General features: G+C 34.8%; 23 protein-coding genes and 1 riboswitch. Of the genes, 5 read left to right on the forward strand and 18 right to left on the reverse strand.

Going from position 1 to position 22,115, the window contains the following annotated elements:
- Window positions 1–243: 243 nt before the first annotated feature.
- Window positions 244–2,565 carry an AAA domain-containing protein gene (locus ACFQZ1_RS15235; RefSeq protein ID WP_377883028.1) on the reverse strand — a complete coding sequence of 774 codons (2,322 nt, stop codon included), beginning with the start codon at window positions 2,563–2,565 and terminating at the stop codon, window positions 244–246.
- Between the two features lie 139 nt (window positions 2,566–2,704).
- Here ACFQZ1_RS15235 and ACFQZ1_RS15240 point away from each other — a divergent pair, with 139 nt between their 5' ends.
- Window positions 2,705–3,166 carry a GNAT family N-acetyltransferase gene (locus ACFQZ1_RS15240; protein WP_377883029.1) on the forward strand — a complete coding sequence of 154 codons (462 nt, stop codon included), beginning with the start codon at window positions 2,705–2,707 and terminating at the stop codon, window positions 3,164–3,166.
- 229 nt (window positions 3,167–3,395) lie between these two features.
- Here the strand turns inward: ACFQZ1_RS15240 and ACFQZ1_RS15245 are convergent, their stop codons facing one another.
- The 10 genes from ACFQZ1_RS15245 to phaZ form a co-directional block, all read right to left on the reverse strand.
- Window positions 3,396–4,775, reverse strand: coding sequence for a sensor histidine kinase (locus ACFQZ1_RS15245; RefSeq protein WP_377883030.1), 1,380 nt, complete (start codon window positions 4,773–4,775; stop codon window positions 3,396–3,398).
- Window position 4,776: 1 nt separating this feature from the next.
- Window positions 4,777–5,448, reverse strand: coding sequence for a response regulator transcription factor (locus ACFQZ1_RS15250; protein WP_098310774.1), 672 nt, complete (start codon window positions 5,446–5,448; stop codon window positions 4,777–4,779).
- A 97-nt stretch (window positions 5,449–5,545) separates the two neighbouring features.
- Window positions 5,546–6,793 (reverse strand): DUF1015 domain-containing protein, encoded by a 1,248-nt coding sequence (locus ACFQZ1_RS15255; protein ID WP_377883031.1) that lies wholly within the window; start codon window positions 6,791–6,793, stop codon window positions 5,546–5,548.
- Between the two features lie 162 nt (window positions 6,794–6,955).
- The gene (locus tag ACFQZ1_RS15260) at window positions 6,956–8,128 is read right to left on the reverse strand and encodes a phosphoglycerate dehydrogenase (RefSeq protein WP_377883032.1); all 1,173 of its coding nucleotides are present in this window, start codon (window positions 8,126–8,128) and stop codon (window positions 6,956–6,958) included.
- A 12-nt stretch (window positions 8,129–8,140) separates the two neighbouring features.
- Window positions 8,141–9,223 carry a 3-phosphoserine/phosphohydroxythreonine transaminase gene (serC, locus tag ACFQZ1_RS15265; RefSeq protein WP_377883033.1) on the reverse strand — a complete coding sequence of 361 codons (1,083 nt, stop codon included), beginning with the start codon at window positions 9,221–9,223 and terminating at the stop codon, window positions 8,141–8,143.
- 486 nt (window positions 9,224–9,709) lie between these two features.
- The gene (locus tag ACFQZ1_RS15270; RefSeq protein WP_377883034.1) at window positions 9,710–9,901 is read right to left on the reverse strand and encodes a DUF378 domain-containing protein; all 192 of its coding nucleotides are present in this window, start codon (window positions 9,899–9,901) and stop codon (window positions 9,710–9,712) included.
- A 137-nt stretch (window positions 9,902–10,038) separates the two neighbouring features.
- Window positions 10,039–10,239, reverse strand: a complete 201-nt coding sequence (locus ACFQZ1_RS15275) for an NETI motif-containing protein (protein ID WP_377883035.1) — start codon at window positions 10,237–10,239, stop codon at window positions 10,039–10,041.
- 4 nt (window positions 10,240–10,243) lie between these two features.
- Window positions 10,244–11,419, reverse strand: a complete 1,176-nt coding sequence (locus ACFQZ1_RS15280; protein ID WP_377883036.1) for an MFS transporter — start codon at window positions 11,417–11,419, stop codon at window positions 10,244–10,246.
- A gap of 110 nt (window positions 11,420–11,529) precedes the next feature.
- The gene (locus ACFQZ1_RS15285) at window positions 11,530–11,700 is read right to left on the reverse strand and encodes a hypothetical protein (protein WP_377883037.1); all 171 of its coding nucleotides are present in this window, start codon (window positions 11,698–11,700) and stop codon (window positions 11,530–11,532) included.
- An 86-nt stretch (window positions 11,701–11,786) separates the two neighbouring features.
- Window positions 11,787–12,683 carry an intracellular short-chain-length polyhydroxyalkanoate depolymerase gene (gene phaZ / locus ACFQZ1_RS15290; RefSeq protein ID WP_377883038.1) on the reverse strand — a complete coding sequence of 299 codons (897 nt, stop codon included), beginning with the start codon at window positions 12,681–12,683 and terminating at the stop codon, window positions 11,787–11,789.
- A 198-nt stretch (window positions 12,684–12,881) separates the two neighbouring features.
- Between phaZ and ACFQZ1_RS15295 the strand changes: the two genes are divergently transcribed.
- The 3 genes from ACFQZ1_RS15295 to ACFQZ1_RS15305 all read left to right on the forward strand — a co-directional run bounded on the left by ACFQZ1_RS15295 (window position 12,882) and on the right by ACFQZ1_RS15305 (window position 15,865).
- Window positions 12,882–13,298 (forward strand): MarR family winged helix-turn-helix transcriptional regulator, encoded by a 417-nt coding sequence (locus ACFQZ1_RS15295; RefSeq protein ID WP_377883039.1) that lies wholly within the window; start codon window positions 12,882–12,884, stop codon window positions 13,296–13,298.
- 17 nt (window positions 13,299–13,315) lie between these two features.
- On the forward strand, window positions 13,316–14,515 hold the full coding sequence (locus ACFQZ1_RS15300; RefSeq protein WP_377883040.1) for an MFS transporter: 1,200 nt from the start codon (window positions 13,316–13,318) through the stop codon (window positions 14,513–14,515).
- A 93-nt stretch (window positions 14,516–14,608) separates the two neighbouring features.
- A complete protein-coding gene (locus tag ACFQZ1_RS15305) occupies window positions 14,609–15,865 on the forward strand; it encodes a serine hydrolase domain-containing protein (RefSeq protein ID WP_377883041.1) in 1,257 nt (418 codons plus the stop codon).
- A gap of 34 nt (window positions 15,866–15,899) precedes the next feature.
- Here the strand turns inward: ACFQZ1_RS15305 and ACFQZ1_RS15310 are convergent, their stop codons facing one another.
- The 3 genes from ACFQZ1_RS15310 to ACFQZ1_RS15320 form a co-directional block, all read right to left on the reverse strand.
- Window positions 15,900–16,268 (reverse strand): group-specific protein, encoded by a 369-nt coding sequence (locus tag ACFQZ1_RS15310; protein WP_377883042.1) that lies wholly within the window; start codon window positions 16,266–16,268, stop codon window positions 15,900–15,902.
- A complete protein-coding gene (locus ACFQZ1_RS15315; RefSeq protein WP_377883044.1) occupies window positions 16,265–16,840 on the reverse strand; it encodes an NAD(P)H-dependent oxidoreductase in 576 nt (191 codons plus the stop codon). The genes ACFQZ1_RS15310 and ACFQZ1_RS15315 overlap by 4 nt, the downstream gene beginning before the upstream one ends.
- A 292-nt stretch (window positions 16,841–17,132) precedes the next feature.
- Window positions 17,133–17,432, reverse strand: a complete 300-nt coding sequence (locus tag ACFQZ1_RS15320; RefSeq protein ID WP_377883045.1) for a hypothetical protein — start codon at window positions 17,430–17,432, stop codon at window positions 17,133–17,135.
- A gap of 68 nt (window positions 17,433–17,500) precedes the next feature.
- Window positions 17,501–17,599: riboswitch (SAM riboswitch) on the reverse strand.
- Between the two features lie 147 nt (window positions 17,600–17,746).
- On the opposite strand from ACFQZ1_RS15320, the gene ACFQZ1_RS15325 reads away from it, so the two are divergent.
- On the forward strand, window positions 17,747–17,938 hold the full coding sequence (locus ACFQZ1_RS15325) for a hypothetical protein (protein WP_377883046.1): 192 nt from the start codon (window positions 17,747–17,749) through the stop codon (window positions 17,936–17,938).
- 204 nt (window positions 17,939–18,142) lie between these two features.
- Here ACFQZ1_RS15325 and ACFQZ1_RS15330 read toward each other — a convergent pair whose 3' ends face one another.
- The 4 genes from ACFQZ1_RS15330 to ACFQZ1_RS15345 all read right to left on the reverse strand — a co-directional run bounded on the left by ACFQZ1_RS15330 (window position 18,143) and on the right by ACFQZ1_RS15345 (window position 22,115).
- Window positions 18,143–18,595 carry an AraC family transcriptional regulator gene (locus ACFQZ1_RS15330; protein WP_377883048.1) on the reverse strand — a complete coding sequence of 151 codons (453 nt, stop codon included), beginning with the start codon at window positions 18,593–18,595 and terminating at the stop codon, window positions 18,143–18,145.
- A 348-nt stretch (window positions 18,596–18,943) separates the two neighbouring features.
- Window positions 18,944–19,630: an ECF transporter S component gene (locus ACFQZ1_RS15335; protein ID WP_377883049.1), complete on the reverse strand. Its 687-nt coding sequence runs from the start codon at window positions 19,628–19,630 to the stop codon at window positions 18,944–18,946.
- The gene (locus ACFQZ1_RS15340; RefSeq protein ID WP_377883050.1) at window positions 19,606–21,258 is read right to left on the reverse strand and encodes an ABC transporter ATP-binding protein; all 1,653 of its coding nucleotides are present in this window, start codon (window positions 21,256–21,258) and stop codon (window positions 19,606–19,608) included. The genes ACFQZ1_RS15335 and ACFQZ1_RS15340 overlap by 25 nt, the downstream gene beginning before the upstream one ends.
- On the reverse strand, window positions 21,237–22,115 hold the full coding sequence (locus ACFQZ1_RS15345; RefSeq protein ID WP_377883052.1) for an energy-coupling factor transporter transmembrane component T: 879 nt from the start codon (window positions 22,113–22,115) through the stop codon (window positions 21,237–21,239). The genes ACFQZ1_RS15340 and ACFQZ1_RS15345 overlap by 22 nt, the downstream gene beginning before the upstream one ends.

The raw sequence follows: 22,115 nt of genomic DNA on the forward strand, positions 1-22,115 counted from the left end.
CGTTACTTGACAAAATACCTTTAGAAGCCCCGTTGATAAGCGGGGTTTCCTTGACATTAAGGGGATATTCTCATGTTATGCCTGGTATGCAAGAAGATGCAGTAAAAACATTCGCAAAAAGCATATTTGGATAAGCAAGATTGCCAAATGTTTGCAAATATAAATAAAAAGGCTAAAAAACCTTATAAATACAAAGTTTTTAGCCTTCATTATGTTTTATTACATATAAAAGTCAAGAAAATTCTATATTTTTATATCTAAAAACCCTTTTAGTACTCCAATTGTTTGTGGAGCTTGTAGTCTCACTGTAATATATGGAAATTCCGGACTACCATCAAATATCATATGAGACGTTAAAGGGGCACCTACCCACATTATTTCATCATCAATGATAACAAATGGCATTACTTTGTTTTGGTGACGTGCTTGTACGTTTTTTATTGGAATTGCACCTTCTGTATATATGATAACAGATGCTTCTGCACGTACTAACGCTTGCCAAATCCTCTTATCCATACGGCTTGAATTCGGTATTGATACAATAATTTTCTTTTTTGCTGAAATAATATCTTTTAATAATATTTTCGTTTCTTCAGCGTTTGTTTGTACAAACCAGCGCAATCTCTTTGTGATTTTCCGCTCTAGAAACGTTCTTGATGTTGTACGATCATATACATTTCCTTGCTTTTGTATGTGCTGTGTTAAATGAGATAAAGCTTGTTTTCGCGAAAGGTTTTGCTTCATATATTGACAATCTGATAACTGAATAAACTTCCCTTTTGCTCTTGTTACTGCAACATTAACAAGTCGATGGTTTTTTTGATCAAAAAACAGCACACCTGGGCGTTCTTGCGGATAACTATCAACTGTATCGAATAAAATCATATCACGTTCAGATCCTTGAAATTTATGAACGGTCGCTGCTAGCACAGGTGTATTTTTGAACTTTGTTTTTTGAAGAAATTCCCGGATACATGTTGATAAAAAACGGGCCTGAGCACGATATGGTGTAACGATACCAATTGACGGTATCCCATCCATCAAACCAATTAACATAAGTTGCATCGCTAATAGACCTGAAAAAATATTATAACGTGAGCTAGAGGCAACATCTTTTAATGAATAAGCTCCGATATTACTTGTATCTAGTAAAACTGCTGCCTCCCTCATGAAAGGCTGTAAGTTTGCAATATCGTTACGAGATGTGACTGATGAATGGTCGAACACTTCATTTTTATAAATAAATTCATTTGTAAAACTTGAAATATGCGGATGCATACGACGCTGCTCTTGTAGCATATATAAATTCGGGTGCTTTTTTTGCTCATTTACCGCTTCTACTATACCCGCATGATAAAACATATCTTCTTTTAACCATTTATTCACAAGTTCATGATTTGATAAAGCAATTGGTGGCAATTGTAGAAAGTCTCCGCAAACGACAATCCGTTTTCCTAAAGAAGCTGCTAATGCAATTTGCGGAACATACGCCATACTTACTTCATCCACGACTACAAGGTCAAACGTTCTTTCGTAAACAAGCGAATCGATTGCACATTTCGATAATGTCGCCCCAATGACTTTTGCATTTTCAATATACTCTTTTTCAACTTCTTTCACTTTTGCTTTTTGCTTTCGAAGTTCCCCTTCTATTTCCTGCATTCTTTTCTTTTCAGAAGAAGTTGCTTTGTAAGAAAGGATTTTTTGTCTTAATTCTTGTCTTAATTCTTCTAGATACAGCCGTTCTTCTTCCCATTCTGTATTTGTTGATTCAACTAATCGCGTGGTAAGTAACGTTTCATGATCGCGAATTTGTTCATTTTGACTAAAACCATAGCGAATAACATCTCCTGGTACCCATTTTTCTTTTTTCTCAATTTGCTTTGTTACTTCGCTCATTAATACATCAACTGCTGCATTACTATGAGCTAATACAAGAACAGATTTTCCACTTTGATAATGAGCTGCAATAATTCGTGATAAATTGTATGATTTTCCTGTTCCTGGCGGTCCCCAAATGTACGTTGTTGCATTATAAAAAGCGCGATATGCAAGTTCATTTTTCACTTTTTTCATTTTTACAATATGCTTTGGCTCACTATCACCCTGTAGTAACCGTTTTACGCGTTGACGTCTTTGTTTATCTTTTCTTACCTCTTTTAAACGCTCTTGCAACTGTTCTAATAGTTGCCACGGTTCACTATATAACGCCGCTTCTTGTATATGTTGCTGCATATAACAATTGAGTTTTACTTCTATGTCTAGTCCTTGAACAGATAATACTTCTCCAGTTGCTTCCTCACCGTCAAATTCAATTCGAATTGGAGTTCCATCCGGTAAACTTACTTCAGAAATAAGCTGGAATACATATACACTACTTTCATAGTCTGTATATAAAAAACGTCCATTTATAATTGATAGTTTATTTCCACCAATTGTTTTCCAATGTTTAATTTCATATGCTAACGCTTGATGCCACTCTTTCATCGTCTCTGTTAATGAAGGAGTTTGCGTAGATGTAATCGTAATCATGTTTATGTCTCCTTCCTCTACCTTAAAAAACATACTTTCTCACTATACCACAAATCATAGCTTATCCCTATTGCTGTTTCATTAGCAGCTTTATCTCGTAACTTTAAATAAGATATAATAAAAAGAACTACTAGAAATCCTCAAAATCTATCTTAATAAAAAAGGTGATATTATGAGAATTAGTGAAACAAATAATTATGAAATAATTGCAAAACTAAATGAACCTGTACAAAACTTACATGCATCATTATATCCTGAACATTTTCACCCTTATCGCTACGATGCTGTAAAAGACTTTTTTCAAAATATGATTGATAGTCCTAGTTTTATTTTTTTACTGTTAGAAGAGTCTAATCAATCTGTTGGATATGCATGGTTAGAGCTTAAGAGTTATCCAGGCAATGCTTTCAAAAAAACATATACATCTATATACATACATCAAATTAGTGTCCTAGAAACCTATAGAAATAAAGGCTATGGCACACAATTACTAGATTACATTTACAAAATTGCAAAAAACAAAAACATAAACATGATAGAACTTGATTATTGGCTGGCTAATACTACTGCTAAACAATTTTACGCAAAAAATGGATTTGAATTATATCGTGAATTCGTTTATAAAAAAATATGATATTAGGATTTCTTATATCCTCTGTATCTAGAACTAACAATACATAATATTTTTATCCAAATACCCTTATCAAAATTCATTATTTTCATTACACGTGGATATATACAAAAATAAAAAAGGAGCACAATTTGCTCCTTTTTTTATTGTTAACTAAGTGTATATGCTAATTGGTACACTAGTTATTATTTATATCTTCAAATCGAAATCATTACATAGCTTGCAGAATCTTTTACGCTTTTGGAAGCTGAATTGTAAACGTGGTACCTTCTCCTTTTATACTATGCACAGTAATAGTGCCTTCATGAAGATCAACAATTTTTTTCACAATCGAAAGGCCTAACCCACTTCCTTCAATTGTTCTATTTCGCGCTTCATCAGCTTTGTAGAACCGCTCAAAAATCTTTTCTATCTCCTCTTCACTCATACCTAGCCCTGTGTCAGAGATAGTAAAATGCAATTCCGTTTCTTTCTCTTCCCCGTAAAACGAAATGGTCCCGCCACTTTCTGTGAATTTAATGCTATTCGTCAATAAATTTGTCCACACTTGATGGAGCAAATTTTCATCTCCATACACTTGTATACTTGGAACATCCAATTCAATCGCGACATCTTTTTCACGCCATTGCCACTCTAACATAAAAATAACATCTCTTATTTGCTTTCCCGCATCAAACATTTTCTTATCTAAAACTTGTTCTTCTTTATCTAGGGATGCAAGCGTTAATAATTGTTTACACAAACTAGACATACGTCTACTTTCAGATTCAATAATTTTCAAATAACGCTTACGTTCTAATTCACTCATATCATTTGTTTGTAACGTCTTCGAAAACCCTTGAATTGACGCAAGAGGTGATTGAAATTCATGCGAAACGTTTGAAACAAACTCTTGCCGCATTCGATCTAAATCCTTTAAACTTTTTGCCATTTTACGAAAGCTGACAGCCAGTGTTCCAATTTCATCTTTTCGATATTCCGGCAGGGCTATTTCATACTCTCCATTTGCAATTTTCTTCGTTGCACCCGTAAAAAGTTGAATAGGACGTACAATAAACCGAGCTGCAATTGCAATACAAATAATACTTAATCCAACAGTTAAGCATATTAATACAGCAAAGAAAATGCGCATTTCTCCAAATTGCTGTTGAATATCAGGACGAATAAAAAGCGCATAATTTTTCCCATCATGTTGAATCGGAATCCCAATACTATTTAAAAGCTCATTATCAAAAAAACCTGTTATAAATAACCGTGCAGGGTATGTTGAAATACCATTGTATGTGTGTCCTTTTAATACATTATCTATTGTTTCTTCACTCACATTAATTTTTCGAAATGCATTCCCATATCGCTTTCCTTGTTTTTGATCATTTACAACATAAATTTCAAAACCAAGCTTAGAAATAGATTGTAAATACTCCTCTCGACTTTTTTCATCGGACTTTTCATATAAATGTTTAACTTCTTGAGCATATTTTAAAATCTTTTCACTGTTATATGGTTTCAAATAAATATGATAATACACATTCGATAATAAAAAACCAATCATACTACTAGCTAACATAATAACGATAGAAATCATAACAAATCGTGAATATAATGATCGCATTTTATTTCAACTCCAATTTATATCCAAGACCACGCACCGTCTTAATTTGAAAATCATCTGTTCGTTTAGAAAAGCGATCCCGCAAGCGCTTAATATGTACATCTACTGTGCGTTCATCTCCCGCAAAATCAACTCCCCATACAAGTTCAATCAATTCTTCTCGAGAAAAAATTCGTCCTGGATAACTGGCAAGCTGCGATAATAATTCAAATTCTTTTAGTGGTAATAAAATAGTTTGTTCTTGACAACGTACTTCATAGCTTTTCCGATCGATTGTCGTTCCATGTAATTGAATAATATCTGCATTTAACATTTGATAACGCCGTAACAATGCTTTCATTCGAAATAATACTTCCGCAGGTTCAAACGGTTTGACAATATAATCATCCGTTCCAACAGAAAAGCCCTTTTCCTTATCTATTAACTGATCTTTTGCCGTTAACATAATAACTGGTATATCATAATATTTTCTAATTTCTTCACAAAGTGTGTAACCATCCATATGCGGCATCATAATATCAACAATCGCCAAATGAATTGTTTCTTTCTCTAATATAGACTGTGCTACTTTTCCATCTTCAGCCTCCCACACTGTATAGCCTTCTTTTTGAAGGTGATAACGGAGAAGTTCTCTTATATGTAAATCATCATCAGCTAACAAAATATGTATCATATATCTCAAACCCTTTCCTTCAGCTCAGTACGACTATACATTATAAGATAGGTGTAAAATTTGCAAGAAAAAAAGAGAAAGCAATCTGCCTCCTCTTCTATTCTAACGAATGAATAAATAAACCACTGCGAAGCTTCGGTTCAAACCACGTTGATTTTGGCGGCATAACTTCTCCCGCATCCGCAATATCCAGTAAATCTTCCATTGTTGTTGGATACATAGAAAAAGCAACAGTCCACCCTTCCTCATCAACCATTCTTTCTAGCTCTTTCAGTCCGCGTATTCCTCCTACAAAATCAATTCTGTCATTTGTACGAGGATCATCAATATTTAAAATCGCATGTAACAACTGTTCTTGTAAAATGGATACATCTAATCTTTTTACAACATCATATACATCAAACATATTTGCTTTTGCAGTCAACTTATACCATACCTTATCCAAATACATCCCAAATGTATGACGCTCTTCTGGTTTATATGGTGCTACTTTTGCTTTTTCTACATAAAAAGCTTGAGATATTTCTTGTAAAAATTGTTCTTCTGATAGCCCATTTAAATCCTTTACAATGCGATTATAATCCCAAATCGATAATTCATCTTTTGGGAAAAGTACAGATAAAAAGTAATTAAATTCTTCTTTACCTGTATAATTAGAGCATGCCTCGCGGCGCATCATTCCAACTTTTACAGCAGATGCTGAACGATGATGACCATCAGCAATATATAAAGAAGGTATTTCCTCAAACTGTTCTATTAATGTAGTAATGACTCTTGCTTCATGAATAATCCACGCTTTATGTCTAATTGCATCATCCGCTGTAAATTCATAAACCGGGCTATGCGTCGCTTTCCAATTCGCAATTACATTCCCAATTTCACTTTTCCCGCGATATGTTACAAAGATGGGGCCTGTATGAGCATTACATACGTCAACATGACGAATACGATCTTTTTCTTTTTCAGGTCTTGTCTTCTCATGTTTCTTAATGGTGTCGTTTATATATTCATCAATTGATGTACAAACAACAAGTCCAGTTTGAGAACGCCCACTCATTGTCAGCTCATAAATGTAAAAACATGATTTCTCTTCTTGTAAAAGCACACCTGTTTCGACCATATGTTGTAAATTGCTTTTTGCTTTCTCATACACAGCGTTATCATAAGGTGAAATAGATGAATTTAAGTCAATTTCAGCCTTATCAATATGCAAAAATGAATAAGGGTTATCTTTTGCAATTTCTCTTGCTTCATTACTATTGAGTACATCATATGGAAGAGCAGCCACTTCTTTTACGCGCTCTTGTACAGGACGAATTGCCCGAAATGGTTTAATTGTTACCAATGAAATCTCTCCTTTATCCCGCTATTCGTGGTCAGTAAGACCCCCACCTCATAATTCAAGAGAAACGAGGAAGATAGGTGGAAGATAATTGCCCGTAAAAGCCCGATTTGTTGGGCTTTCTAGCAGTGGGGGATGAAGCCCCCCACTGCTAGAAGCTACACTTTATACAATCATCCGAACTGCTACGACACCTGCAATGTTTCTAATTGTTGCCACAACATCTTCTTTAATAAACTCATCTATACCATTATCAATATCAATCATTGTATATGCAAAAGAGCCTTTACTACGGTTGATCATATCAGCAATATTAATATGATGATCTGCCAAACATGCTGTAATTTGACCCACCATGTTCGGAATATTTTGATGCGCAACTGTAATCCGTTTCTTTCCAATGTAAGGCAGTTCTACATTGGGATAATTAACCGAATTACGAATATTTCCAGTTTCTAAAAAGTTTCGCAGCTGCCGAGATGCCATAACCGCACAATTTTCTTCTGACTCAGAAGTAGATGCTCCGAGATGCGGCGTTGCAATAACATTTTTCATTTGTAGCACACGTTCATTAGGAAAATCTGTTATATAATGCTGCACAATACCCGCCTCAAGTGCTTGCTCTAACGCGGTTTCATCAACAAGCTCTCCACGAGAAAAGTTTAAAATACGAACTCCCTTTTTCATTACTTGAAGTGCAGATTCATTAATTATGCCTCGCGTTTGTTCGACTAATGGAACGTGCAAAGTAATATAGTCGCATGTTGCAAAAATTTCATCTAAACTGAATGCTCGCTGCACTTGTCTGGATAACCGCCAAGCCGTTTCAACAGAAACATATGGATCATAACCAACAACATCCATCCCTAAAGAAAGGGCATCATTTGCAACAAGAGCTCCAATTGCTCCTAGTCCAATAATGCCAAGTCGCTTTCCTGCAATTTCTGAACCAACATATTGTTTTTTTCCTTTCTCGACAAGCTGCGGTACCTCTTCCCCTTGCAAGTCTTTTGTCCATACAACCCCATCTACAATATTACGAGATGACATAATTAAACTCGCAAGTACAAGTTCTTTTACCGCATTCGCGTTAGCCCCTGGTGTATTAAAAACAACAATGCCTTTCTCTGTACAGCGTTCAACTGGTATGTTATTTACACCTGCTCCCGCTCTGGCAATGGCCTTTAACTGCTCTGAAAACTCTTCATGATGCAATGAATAGCTTCGCAGCAAAATACCATCAGGCTGCTCAATTGTTTCTCCTACTCTATATGTATCTGTTGAAAAAGTAGAAATTCCTCTTTCAGCAATTTGATTTAACGTTTTAATATGAAACATTTCTTCATCCCCTTATTTGTGTTTCTTTTCAAATATATGCATAAAATCCACAAGCGCTTGTATGCCTTCTATTGGCATTGCGTTATAAATACTAGCACGCATGCCGCCAACAGAACGATGCCCTTTTAATGTTTCAAAACCAAGCTTTTTTGCTTCTCGTATAAACAATGCATCCCATTCATTTGAAGATGTTGTAAATGGAATATTCATTAAAGATCGATACGTAGCATTTACTGGTGAAGTGAATAAACTGGATTCATCTAAAAAGTTGTATAAAATTGCTGCTTTTTCATGATTTCTTTTCTCTATTGCCTGAACGCCGCCTTGCGCTTTCAGCCATTGTAAAACCAACTTTGTTACATAAATGCTAAAGGATGGTGGCGTATTATAAAGTGAATTATGTTTACTGTAAGTTTCATAGTTTAACATAGTCGGACAAGAAGAATTTGCAGAGCCAATTAAATCTTTGCGAACGATAACAACCGTTAACCCTGCAGGTCCTAAGTTTTTCTGTGCTCCGGCATAAATAAGGCCGAATTTTGTTATATCATACTCTTCAGATAAAATATTTGAAGACATATCAGCAACGAGTGGAGTTTCTCCTGTTTCGGGAATGTTGACATAACGTGTGCCCTCAATTGTATTATTCGTTGTAATATGCACATAATCTATTTCACGAGAGAAAAGTGTGCTATCTATTTCTGGAATGGATGTAAATCGATCATTTTCTGAAGAAGCAATAACAGAAACCGTTCCAATTTTTTCTGCTTCTTGAATCGCCTTTTTTGACCAAGAACCTGTATGTACATATGCTGCGTGCTTATATCGGTGCATTAAATTTAGTGGAATCATGGAGAATTGTAATGATGCGCCCCCTTGTATAAAAAGCACTTCATAATTTTCAGGGATATTCATTAATTCACAAAGTAAGTCTTTCGTTTCGTCTACAACGTCCTGAAATGCTGTAGATCTATGACTCATTTCCATTATAGACATACCTGTTTCATGATAGTTTAATAATTCTTTTTGTACTTGCTCTAAAACGGGTATTGGAAGTATAGATGGTCCAGCTGAAAAATTGTATACTCGATGCATCTCATTCTCCTCTTTCCTATATTTTTATAAGTTTTTAAACTTTCTGAATTATAACTTATATAAATTACTTGGTCAAACCGTTTTTCTTATTTTATTCTAAGACGTATTGGAACCGTTCTCACAAGTAATTTGTCAAAAAGTGAAACTTCCATTTGGGGTTGTTTCTTCATCCCTCATTGTTAGGGAACTCGTTCAATTATTAGATCTACTCTCCCTTACTTATCTTCAAATTTTTGCACTAGAACCTTCATTAATTTATAATTAACACTACAGAATCTTACCAATAAGTACACTGTTTTACAAAAGATTTTTAAATATCAGAAAAGTCATTTTTGAACAAAAATTTCAAGATAATTGTAATGAATCTCTAAATCTTTGACATACTGCTGTGCTAGCCCTATCTTCTAAATATTGAGGCAAGTAAATCAAAATACAAAAAGTGTTAAGCACGTCTGCTTAACACTTTAAATAATAATTGTATAATTGCTAATTACTTGCAAAAAAGCGGTCGTAGATTTGATACAGTGCAGAAAGACCAATAAGCCAATAAATCGTGTCAACAAGTGCTGGCATAGAACCAAAAAGTTTTTCTACTAGATTAAAATCTAACGCCACAAATAACCAGTTTAAACCGCCAATAATCACCAGAATTGCTGTAAGGTAAGACAAAAATTTCATTATGATTGCCCCCTCGGTGAAAAATGGTGAAAGGCCTTTCGCTATATTATATGTGGTATATTCTTAAATTTGCACATTTTTTCTAAAAACATTTCTAAACATTAAAACAAAAATAGAAACTCCTTCGCAAGACCTCTTTATTTTACCTTTCCTTCAAATATTATTTTTCGTCCACACGGCTCTACAACAATTTCCCCCTCTCTTTTCACCTCATGAAAAATAGGCTCTTCCATTCGACGAGAAGGTGTATATCCTTCCTTTTCCATTCTTTCTAGACACTGCGCAATTGTTTCATCTGGTAATACTTCAAATTTTTTCTTTTTTAATTGTTTTGTCATTCTTTTACCTACTTTCTACTTTCCTCACGACTGATTGAATTCTCATATATGTCATATAAATAATCGATATAACTGCCATGACGATCATAACAGCAAGAAAGAAGCTTGTATACTGTATTTTCTCTATAAACAGTCCACCTAATACAGGACCCGAAATACTTCCGATACTAAAGGCAATTCCGCACAAAATGTTCCCTGCTGGCAGTAAGTGCTTTGGTAATAAATCTGTCATATAACCGAGCCCAAGTGAAAAGCATGATCCAATGACCATACCCCCAATTAACATAAACACAAATACAAATACATAATATTCATCAAATACGGCTGCTAACAGAAAAATCAATGTACTAATGCTAAACGACCATGTTAAAATACGCTCCCTTCCATACCGATCGCTAAGCATACCAAGTGGAATTTGTGTAATAATTCCACCAATAGAAAACGCTGGCAATAAAAGTGAAATTTGTTCAACTGACCAACCTTTCCGCATTACATATACAGGCAAGTTACTATTAAGCATCGCTTCCAATGCTCCATAAGCTAATGGTGCAAGCAGTGCAATCCAGCCAATCATTAACACTTGTTTATAGCGCTGTAAAGAAGATTCACTTTCTTGATTCACTTCTCCTTGATCCGGAAATGTATTTTGCGTCGGAATCAGTAATAACCAGCCTATTAAACAAAGAACTGTTGATACAATAAATGGGGTTGCAATACCATATTGTACTGTACTTGCTAGATACGGACCGATTGCAAAACCGATACCGAAAAATGCTCCATAAATGGAAACTTGTTTTCCTACTTTATGCGGGCTTGCAGTCGTTGTAATCCATGTTTGCGTCCCAACATGAAGCATGTGATCTCCTACTCCAACTAAAAAACGAAGAACAAACCACACCCAAAAAGAAAATGTTTGTGTAAATAAAAATAGTGCTCCAACAACAAGAAAGCCTCCAATGACAATAAGAGGCTTCATCCCAAATTTTTGCATCGGTTTCTCAAGCCAAGGTGAAATAACAAGAATACCAATATATAATGCCGAAGCATGAATGCCATTAAAGCTTGAACTAATCCCTTGCTTTTCAAAAATCATTGCAATTGCTGGCAACAACATCCCTTGTGAAAGTCCAGATATTGCAACAATTCCAATCATAACCCAAAATGTATACCTTCTTCCCATTTTATTACGCTCCCTCTTTGAACTCACATCCTTTATTATAGCTGTTTTATCCATAAATCGTATACTCTCAATTTTCACAAAATAAAGCTAGAAGTCTAAACTTCTAGCTTTCATCCTTCCCCTATTTGAACTTTTACATATGGCTGCACAACTACACCTTGCACTGGATGTGAATAGGAATAAATCACATAATATTTCGTTCCATATACTGGAGGAGATATTTGGAAATATAATTTCTGAATATCTGTATCAGTTCCGTTTAACAAAGGATACGTACACACATCTCCATAACTCTTCCCCTTTTAGAAACAATAACGCTACAGTATATGTTATTTGTTTACAAAAGGAAGTAGATGGGAATCATTTACTACTTTTTCAAAAATGCAATCGTTTTATTTATAAACACTTCTAAACAATCGATAAATGGAGAATGTCCACAATCCTCTAGTACGACTAATTTTGCATTTGGCAGATGCTTTGCCAGCTCTTCACCAACTGCTTTGGGAACAACATAATCACGATCACCTTGGAGAACTAATGTTGGCGTTTGAATACGATTCACATTCCCGTTTCCAGCTACAACTCCGTTATGTTCATCTGATATATTGAATGTTACAAGCGCGTAATTTACATCAACAAAATTACGCTGTGTTAACATATCATCAAGATATTTTTCATACCGCTCTGGATCAGGTTGATGCTTGGTGTAGATAAGCAAATTCCATATAGTGCGATAATATTGCTTATTCATTTGTTTTAAAGCTTCCACAACAGGTGCAATTTGAACAGGATCTTGAGAAATTTCCTCCTTTGTTTTCAATAAACTTGAAACTATAGGCTGTCCGTTTATATCTTTCTTAAAAATCGGATATCCTTTCATCCCTACAGATTCAACTAGTATGAGCTTTTTCACATCCATTGGATAAGAAGCTGCAAACTGCATAGCAACTCCCCCACCCATTGACCACCCTACTAATGAAAAATTCTTCAATTGTAATTCATTCACGAACAACTTTACATCTTGCGCAAAATCGTTTAATGAGTCTACAGGCTGATGATAAGTTGAGAAACCAAAACCACGTAAATCTAGGGCATAAATATGATAAGAATCTTGTAACTGTTCTATAACTAAATCCCAATGCTGCGAAGACGTCATATTCCCGTGAATAAGCACTAATATTTCTGTTCCACTTCCCGCTTCTTGATAGGCAATTGTTTCTCCATTTGATAATACTACTGACTTCATAATTGCAGGTTTAATCATTCTCTTTCCCCCTCAAAATTGTCAATAATACACAATTTAAAAAGACTGAAAATTCTATCTAAATGATACCATACAGAATATATGTTCTCAACCTAAAATTAACTTCCTTTTAATATACGCAGGACACGTAGACTACTAGACAATTCAGAAAAAAAAAGATATAGTTAGCCAGGTAACTAATTGGGAAGGAAGAAATATATGGACGAAAAACAACATTTTTTTCACGTCGTTAGTCAAACTTCTCGGAAATTTTCGAAAAAGTTTAATGAACGTGTTTCTCCAACTGGTTTATACAGTGCACAGTGGGCAGTGATTTTCAAGTTACATCAAACCGGATCTTGCACACAAACGGAATTGTGTCACTATTTAAACGTTGAATCTCCAACAATGACTCGTACTTTAACACGTATGGAATCGATAGGTTGGATTCTTAGAAAAGAAGGTACGGATCGACGTGAGAAACTCATTTCTTTATCAGAAACAGCAATAGCAATGATTCCAACGTGGCAAGAAGAGGTAGACTCATTTGAGGAAAAAGCACTGCAAGATATTAACGATGAAGAACTTCTTCGTGCTTTTGACGTACTACAAAAAGTAATTCGTAATCTTGATTAGAAATTGGAGGGATGACTATGGAAAGTCAAAGACTTTGGACGAAAGACTTCATCGGAACATGTTTGAGTAGTCTATTTCTCTTTTTAACATTTTATATGCTCATGACAACCTTACCTATATATGTCATCGACGGACTAAAAGGAAAACCTGGAGAAATAGGTCTAGTTGCAACAGTGTTTCTAATTTCTTCTGTACTCTGCCGACCATTTACAGGTAAATGGCTTGATGATTTAGGAAGAAAGAAAATTTTATTTATCTCTCTCTCACTCTTTTTAGCTGCAACGGTGATGTATTTCGGTGCGCAAAGCTTATTTTTACTGCTTACTCTTCGCTTCTTCCATGGCATCGGATTTGGAATGGCAACGACGACTACTGGTACAATTGTAACAGATGTAGCACCAGACCATCGACGCGGTGAAGCGCTCGGCTATTATGGGGTATTTATGAGTTTACCAATGGTTATTGGTCCTTTTTTAGGATTAACTATCATTTCTAAATTCTCATTTACAGTTTTATTTATCGTTTGTTCTATATTTTCTATACTTGCTTTTCTATGCGGACTATTAGTAAACATTCCTGAAGAAAAAACAACTGTGAAAAAAGAAACGAAACGTATGCAGTGGAAAGATTTAATCGAGCCTTCAACAATTCCAATTGCTGTCACAGGCTGCGTACTTTCCTTTGCCTATAGCGGTATCCTTTCATTTATTCCGATTTATGCAAAGGAACTTGGCATGGCCGATATCGCAAGTTATTTCTTTGTCGTATATGCAATTGTAGTCGTTATTTCTCGTCCATTTTCAGGTAAAATATTTGATCGATTCGGAGAAAATGTTCTCATTTATCCCTCTATTATGATATTCATGATTGGAATGTTCACTTTAAGTCAGGCGCAAACGCCATTTTGGTTACTTGCTGCTGGTGTACTTATCGGATTTGGATACGGAACCTTGATTCCAAGCTTCCAAACGATTGCGGTTAGTGTCGCACCGCACCATCGACGCGGATCTGCAACAGCTACTTATTTCTCATTTTTTGATACAGGTATAGGTATTGGATCTTTCGTACTAGGTATTATCGCAGCACATTCAAGCTATCATAATATGTATTTTATTTCTTCTATTATCGTTGCATTTACATTACTTATTTATTATTTCCTTCACGGACGAAAACAAAAGTTCAAAAAGCAAACAACACAAACAAAATTATCTGCTTAATGATATAAGAGAGAGTAAACTTCTATGTTTACTCTCTTTTTTTTGCTCATCAAGAAACTTTTACATTATAATGAAAGCATAAGGAGGCTTGTTATGAAATTTAAAAAATACCCTCTTATTTTAATCGTTTTTATATTTTTATTTATATTAACTGGTATGAGTTATACGTTATTCAAACAAAATAAAGGGGTTTCCTCAAAACAAACCGTAACGAAAAAAAACTGGTTACAAGACCCATATCTTCGTTGGTCTTATTCACATATGCGAGAATTTGCTTTAACAAAAGTTGTCGCTAAAAATCCAAATTATGTATCTTCCCTTCCGTATAACCTGGAAAATTTAGATAATTTACATATCACAGGTGAAAATAATGATAATACGACCGTTCTTCAATTATTAGAAAAATACAAAACAGATGCTTTCATTGTCCTGCATGATGATAAAATTGTATATGAACGATATTTTCATGGATATAAACCAAATGAACCACATGGTATGGCTTCGTTAGCAAAAGTATTTACAGGGTTTCTCATTAGCACACTTATTGAAGAAGGAAAGCTACAACCCAATATAACTGCAGAAACTTACGTAAAGGAATTACAAGGAACACCATTTGGAAAAGCAACAATTCAACAACTACTAGATATGCAAGTTTCAGTAGAATACCCAACTCATGGCTTTAAACAAGCTGGCTTAGCCAATCAAGATGCACAATTATATTTAGCGAGTAATCTTCTTCCTCGCGGCAAAAACTATGATGGCCCGTTAAAAATTTATGACATGTTACTAGAAGCAAAAGAAACCGCTGCTCCGGGAGAGAAATTTTCATATGATAACGGTTCCGCCGAAACGCTAGGATGGGTGATCCGTACAGTGACAGGAAAATCCCTCGCAGAACTTGTAAGTGAACGTTTTTGGTCACAAATTGGAGCAGAAGAGAATGCTTATTATGTTGTTGATGATACAGAAGTGGAACAAGCCAGTGCAGGATTAAATGCGACCGCTCGAGACATGGCAAGGTTCGGAAAAATGATTTTGGACAATGGAGTATATGATGGAAAACAAATTATTTCTTCTTCTATCATCGAAGAAATTAAGCATGTAAAAAAATATGAACTTCCAGTTCGAGATGGTGAAGAATATTCTTACCATAATCAATGGTGGATCCCACACAACGTAAATGGTGCATTCGAAGTACTTGGCAGTTATGGACAACGCTTATATATCGATCCAACTACAAATATGGTTATCGTTCACTTTTCATCAAATGCTAATCATAATCGAGAGATACAATCCCTATATGGAGATATGTATTTACAAATTGCGAAGTACTTACAGAAAAAATTTTAGAATTAGGCTTATTTTTATTACGAAAAGAACTGTCTTATGGCAGTTCTTTCTCTATAATCTTAATTACATTTTTCCATTGTTCTTCTGAAAAACATAAAGGTTTTAACTGAAATACCATCGAACACACATCTTCTATATAGCGGACATTTATTCGTAAAAATTCCCATCTGAGCATCTTAGGTATATACAAATCTGCAACCTGTTTATTTTGTTCTACTAAAATGTCTACTTCTCTCTCACAAATGCCCCTTATAAGATAATCTACCCGCACTTCTTGTTTGACTTTAGAAAATTGTTGGCTATACTCCTTTAACCTAAATAAACAAGAAAGATAAGAATAAAACAAATCATCTTCTCTTTTACATATACTCATAATTTTATAAATTCGTTCCCTATTCTTCATAATCTTGTTGCCTTCTCATATATCTTTTGCAGCCATTTCTCTCTTTTTTCTTGTTTACTGTTTTTTACAGATTGAAATACAGAACGCCTTATATTGCGTATCCCACAAAAGTACAATATTCCTTTCTTCATCACAATCCATTCCGCTGATCGGTATAAAAGAGCAGCGTACCATAAAGGAGAATCTAGCGTATAAATTACCCATGCTTGTTTTCCTGTAAGTAATCCTTTAGGCATTATCCCTTCATATTTGTAAGCAAAGCCTGAAACAAATACTCGGTCAATAAATCCCTTTAATATCGCCGGCATACTCCACCACCAAACTGGATAAATAAGAATGAAGTGATCTGCCTCTGTTACAAGTTTCCTATATTTCTCCGTTTCTTCCTCATGCACTAAATCTCTTCTCTTTTTTGTCTCATTAAAGGTTAGAACAGGATTAAATTGTTCCTTATACAAATCAAGAACAGTTACAGAGTGATTTGTTTTTTGCAATTCTTGTTCCACATATTTCAAAATAGCAGCGTTGAAACTAGACGGGTTTGGATGCGCGTATACAATCAATATGTTCATTGTAAGCAACACCTTTCCTTTAATTTCCTTTTGACTTTTAATGGATTCACATGCTATTCTAATACATGTCAGAGGGCAAGCCCCTTTGACAAAAACAATGACACCTATTCGGCAATGGTGTCTTTTTTATTTGTTAGCCGAGAACGCCCATCTTTCGGGGCACATTTAATTTTTGAACACTACACACTCAGCACCATTTCCTTGTAAAAAGACTGCATAGTACAGTCTTTTTATCTACATACCTCAAAAATAAGAGAATTTTCAAATAAATTATAACATAAAAAAAGAGAGATCAGCTCCCTCTTTTCTCTTTTACTATGTAGTAAATCCCCTTATCATCTATATATTGATGCGGCTCTGCTAAAGTAATTTTCCCATCCAGTTTTAACTCATCAAGTAACCGTAATAAATAAAATTGCTGAAGCATCTTTTTCGCAAATTTCCCTTTATGTTCAGAAGCAATATACTCTTGAATATCCAATAACGTAATCGGCGCTTCTTGTTCTTCCATATATTCGTAAATTGCACTTCGCAATGTAATATATTTCTCGATTGTCACAGCTATGTCCACTCCTTTCTTCTCGTTGTCCATCTTTCATTATCGGTTTTTTTGCAATAAAAAAACCTCTTCGATAAGAAGAAGCGGAACATATCTCTTCCTTCTTATCTTTCAGAACAAAACTGTTCTGCTGGAATTAGCACCTGCATTGCGGTTGCTGGGTTTCATCGGGCCAGTCCCTCCACCTCTCTGGATAAGAAAATATTCACTTTATCTCTTACTATAATCAATATAACTAAAAAAGTCAATTCTCATAAGAATTGTAAGGATTTATTTTTTTAGAAAACTATTATATTTTACTTCTCCTTGCTCATACTACAAATGTATAGACCAAAGGAGGTGCAATCATGAAAAAAAATGCACGCGGTCATGTTCAAGATTCTTGCCAAGCTTTACATGAAGCAAAAAACTGTTTACAAAACGCCTTGCAAACAGTAGAGAAATCAGATAATCGTCAACGTGTTGAACAATCTTTACAAGCTGTTCAACATGCGCTGCAACAATGCGATAGTACAGCGGAAATTTTATCTCAGGAATGACATAAAGTAAAACTTCCATCAGTGGTGATTTTTCTTCCTCTACCACTGATGGTATGAATTAAATTCTAATGCCTAAATAGTTAATTAGAAATGCATTTTGCTTACAAATAAAGTCTGTTAAAGAATATTGTTAATATATGATACCTGTCCAAATTCTTGGTATAGCCATTATAAGCTCGAACGAGTAAAAATGTACTAATTAAATTATAATGGTTTTACAGGTACACATATTTCGCAATTATCATTGTTAATCATATCAACAGTATATCTTTCTAAAATCGGTTTGTTGTCAATTTGATATCCACTGTTTTGTAAAGCTGGAAAAATTTCAATCCATGCTTTTTGAATATCTTCCGCTGTATGTTTGATTTTACAAACAACATATTTTCCACCAGTAAGTTCACTTTCGCAAATTGAATCATCTATTTGATAATCCTTTGAAATGACAATACAAGCATCATATCTACAGTTTTCTGGAAGTGTTGTTTCAGGGTTATCTTGTGGGATTCCGAGTATTATTGCCGATTTAATAAGATTTTTCTCCTTAGCCCATTTTTTTAACTTTTCCATTGCTTGAATGTTGGAAGAGCCATATGGACCAACTTGTCGCACATATGCAATGCGATATTTTGGAAGAGTTTCGACTTTAATATTCATAGTCTCTTTTTCCTTTCTCTATTAATATTTATTACATTTCGAATACTATCACGCTTTAAAAATATAATCATTTGTTTTTTTAAAATTTACAATTTTCTTGTTAAACAAATGTGGACATATGTTTAACAAGAAGAGGAAACCCATAAGGATTGAGTTTCCTTTAATTTTATTGAATTATCAGCATTAAAATTTAACAGAGCCTATAAATAAAAAAGACACCTCGTACATCATGTAAGAAGTGTCTCAAAAGGCAAACGAATATGTAAGTCGCGATCCTACTGTATATATTTATGTCTTAGAAGAAGAACTTATTCCCTACTTACTTGAGAAAAAATAGGTTACATTTCCTCATTCCAATATACCGTACTTCTTCTTAAAGCGTGCCAATATTTTAATCCAAGATGTGCTAAACACCCAAAGAAAAAATACATTGGAAAGTGCATGTGCAAGATCAAAATAAAAACTTGTAATATATGCCTTTATAAAAGTATCCCATGTTAGTTCTTTCAAAAAGCCAATAAGAAACCATAAATTCATAGTCCAATTAAAAGCAAATCCTGCTATAAATCCAAAGAGAGCTCTTCCCCATAATGTTTTCATCATCCACGTATGTCGCAGTAGTCCTGCTGAAAAACCCATCATACCCCAGCAAAACATTTGCCACGGGGTCCAAGGTCCTTGTCCCAAGAATATATTGGAAACTAATGCAGCTGTTGCACCGATAAGAAAACCCGTCTCACTACCAAATACAATTGCTGATACAATAATAACAAACGAAGTTGGTTGTACACTTGGAATGATAGAAAATGGAACGCGACTAATCGCAGCGATTGCCGCTAGGACAGCTACAAGTACAATTTCACGCGAAACAAAAGCTTTTTTCTCAAAACGCATATAAAACGGCAGCATAATCACAATTAAAAAGAAGAGACCGCACCATATATAATATTGATCCGTCACAAAAGACGTAAATAAAAGTGTAATAATCAACACTAAAAAAACGACTACAACTATACCAGCATATCTTTTGGACACGCCTCAAACACATCCTCCCATGTTAAAGCATACGGCAGTTGTTTACGAATAAAACGATTAACAGATGTTGTATAAAAAAAGTTCTCACTAAAAAAGTGTGCCGGTGTGTCTTCCATAATAATTTTCCCATCAAATAACATGATACAGTTATCCACATATTTTGCTGCAAATTCAATATCATGCGTTGCCATCACAATCGTTGTTCCTTCTCTTTGTAATTGCTGAAACAACTCTCCAAGCTCTTCTTTCTTTCCTGGATCTAGTCCCTTTGTCGGTTCATCTAATAATAGTAGATTCGGCTTTGATAATAGCACTGTACAAAGAGCAATTAATTGCTGTTCTCCGCCGCTACAATCATGCGGATGGCGATTACGAATATGCATGATTGAAAACTTCCGAAGCATTTCTTCTACTTTTTCATTCGCTTCTCTTTTATATAATTCTTGCGCACGGCTAAAAAGCTCGTCCCAAACAGTATCATGTGTAAAATGGTAGTAAGGGTGCTGCGATACATAACCGATTTTTTTAAAGCGCTCTTTTACTTCTGTTTTATGGATCAACTTACCTTCCCAGATTACTTTTCCTCTGCGACATTTTTGCAGACCTGCTAAAAGCGTTAATAACGTTGATTTCCCAGTACCATTTTTCCCAACAAGCGCTGTCCATTGTCCCTGTTTAACCGTCAGCATCAAATCCCGCAAAATGAACGCTCCATGTTTTTCATATTGAAATGAAACATGTTTTGCCTGTAGTAGTACATCCCTTTTTTCTATATGCTGCGATGGTCTGTCATACGAAAACTCATTTAAAATAGGATGTAGTTGTTTCTGTGCATCACGCACTGTAAATGGAATGTGTTCAGCCTTCCATTCTAAAAATAAACGTGGAATTTGCGGAATATATGGGCGAAACTCTTCTACTTTCCACATTTCTAGAATTACTTCACTTGGATTTCCATCATAAACAATTGTACCTTCATCCATAAAAACTATACGATCAGCCAGAGGAACCACTTCATCTAGACGATGTTCACTCATAATAATTGTAATTCCTAATTCTTCATGAATTCGTTTCAATAGTCCTAAAAAATCTTTTGCTGCAATTGGATCTAGCTGTGCTGTTGGTTCATCTAATAGCAACAATTTAGGTTGTAAAACGAGTACCGCAGCTAAATTAACAAGCTGCTTTTGCCCTCCAGATAACGTATGTACAGATTGATGCAACATATCTTGAAAACCTAAAAAACTAATTAATTCAGCAATTCTTTTTTGAATGATAGTTGTTTCATAACCGACATTCTCAAGGGAAAATGCAAGTTCTTGAATAACTGTATCCATCACAAGCTGATTCTCTGGGTTTTGAAATACCATACCGATTTCTTGAGCCGATAATAAATCTGGTATAGTATGTAAAAATTCCCCATTATAATATATACTGCCTTCCCTTATTCCAATCGGGAGAAGTTCTTTTTTTAAGTGTTTTAATAACGTCGTCTTACCGCAACCAGAACGTCCTGCTAACACGACAAATTCTCCATGAGAAACAGATAAAGACACATTACATAGGGCTGTAGACTCCTCGTCTATATATGTAAACGACAAATCTTTTATTTCTGCATGCGCCACCATAACCACTCCCTTCCTTCTACTACAATTGGTAGACTAATATACATAAGAAATAGAATAAAGAAAATTAGATTATTTTGTTGCAAAAGGAGTGAGTCTACTTTTGGATAAATTAGTAAAACACCATATCCCATACTTATTCCGAAAAGGCAACATACAAATAAAATCACTAACAAAGTAAGGACAAACCAATCTCTATGTTCCATACGGTATCGAATATATGTACTTCGTTTTGTCACTCCAAATCCGCGTGCTTGCATAGAATCAGCAGTTTGCAGGGCCTCTTCCAATGAACAAACTAAAAACACTTGCAAAAGCTTCATGCCGTTCTGTGCCCTTTCTTTCAGGGAACCCGCATCCACTTGAACTCCTTTTGTCTTTTGCACAAGTGTAATATGAGTGAGACGTCTCATAAATAAAGGTACGAAACGAACTGTAATCATTGTAAGCAATGCTACTTTCGGAGAAATACGGGAAAATAAATATAAAAACTTATGACTCGATATCATTCCATTATAAGAAGTAAACGCAAACATAATACCAACCAACGATAAGGCCATTGTGCATCCATATGTTACAGCTTCTAATGTAATTGGATTATAACCAATATAAAATAAAATCGTACTGCCTCGATGTGTTAATAACGGATTAGCTATCGTAATAATAAAAGCGAAAAAAAGTGTACTAGGCAACATTTTTCTCAATTTTTCTCCATTACCTTGCATAATATTTAATATAAGGATCATACAAATTGCACCAATTAAAAAAACAGGGTGAAGACATACCATACATAGTATAATCACCCCTACATAATACAGAAAATTGACAAGTGGATGCATAGAAGAAAACGCTAGTTTCAT

This window comes from Bacillus sp. CGMCC 1.60114 (genome assembly GCF_042676365.1).
Taxonomy (GTDB): Bacteria; Bacillota; Bacilli; order Bacillales; family Bacillaceae_G; genus Bacillus_A; species Bacillus_A rhizoplanae_A.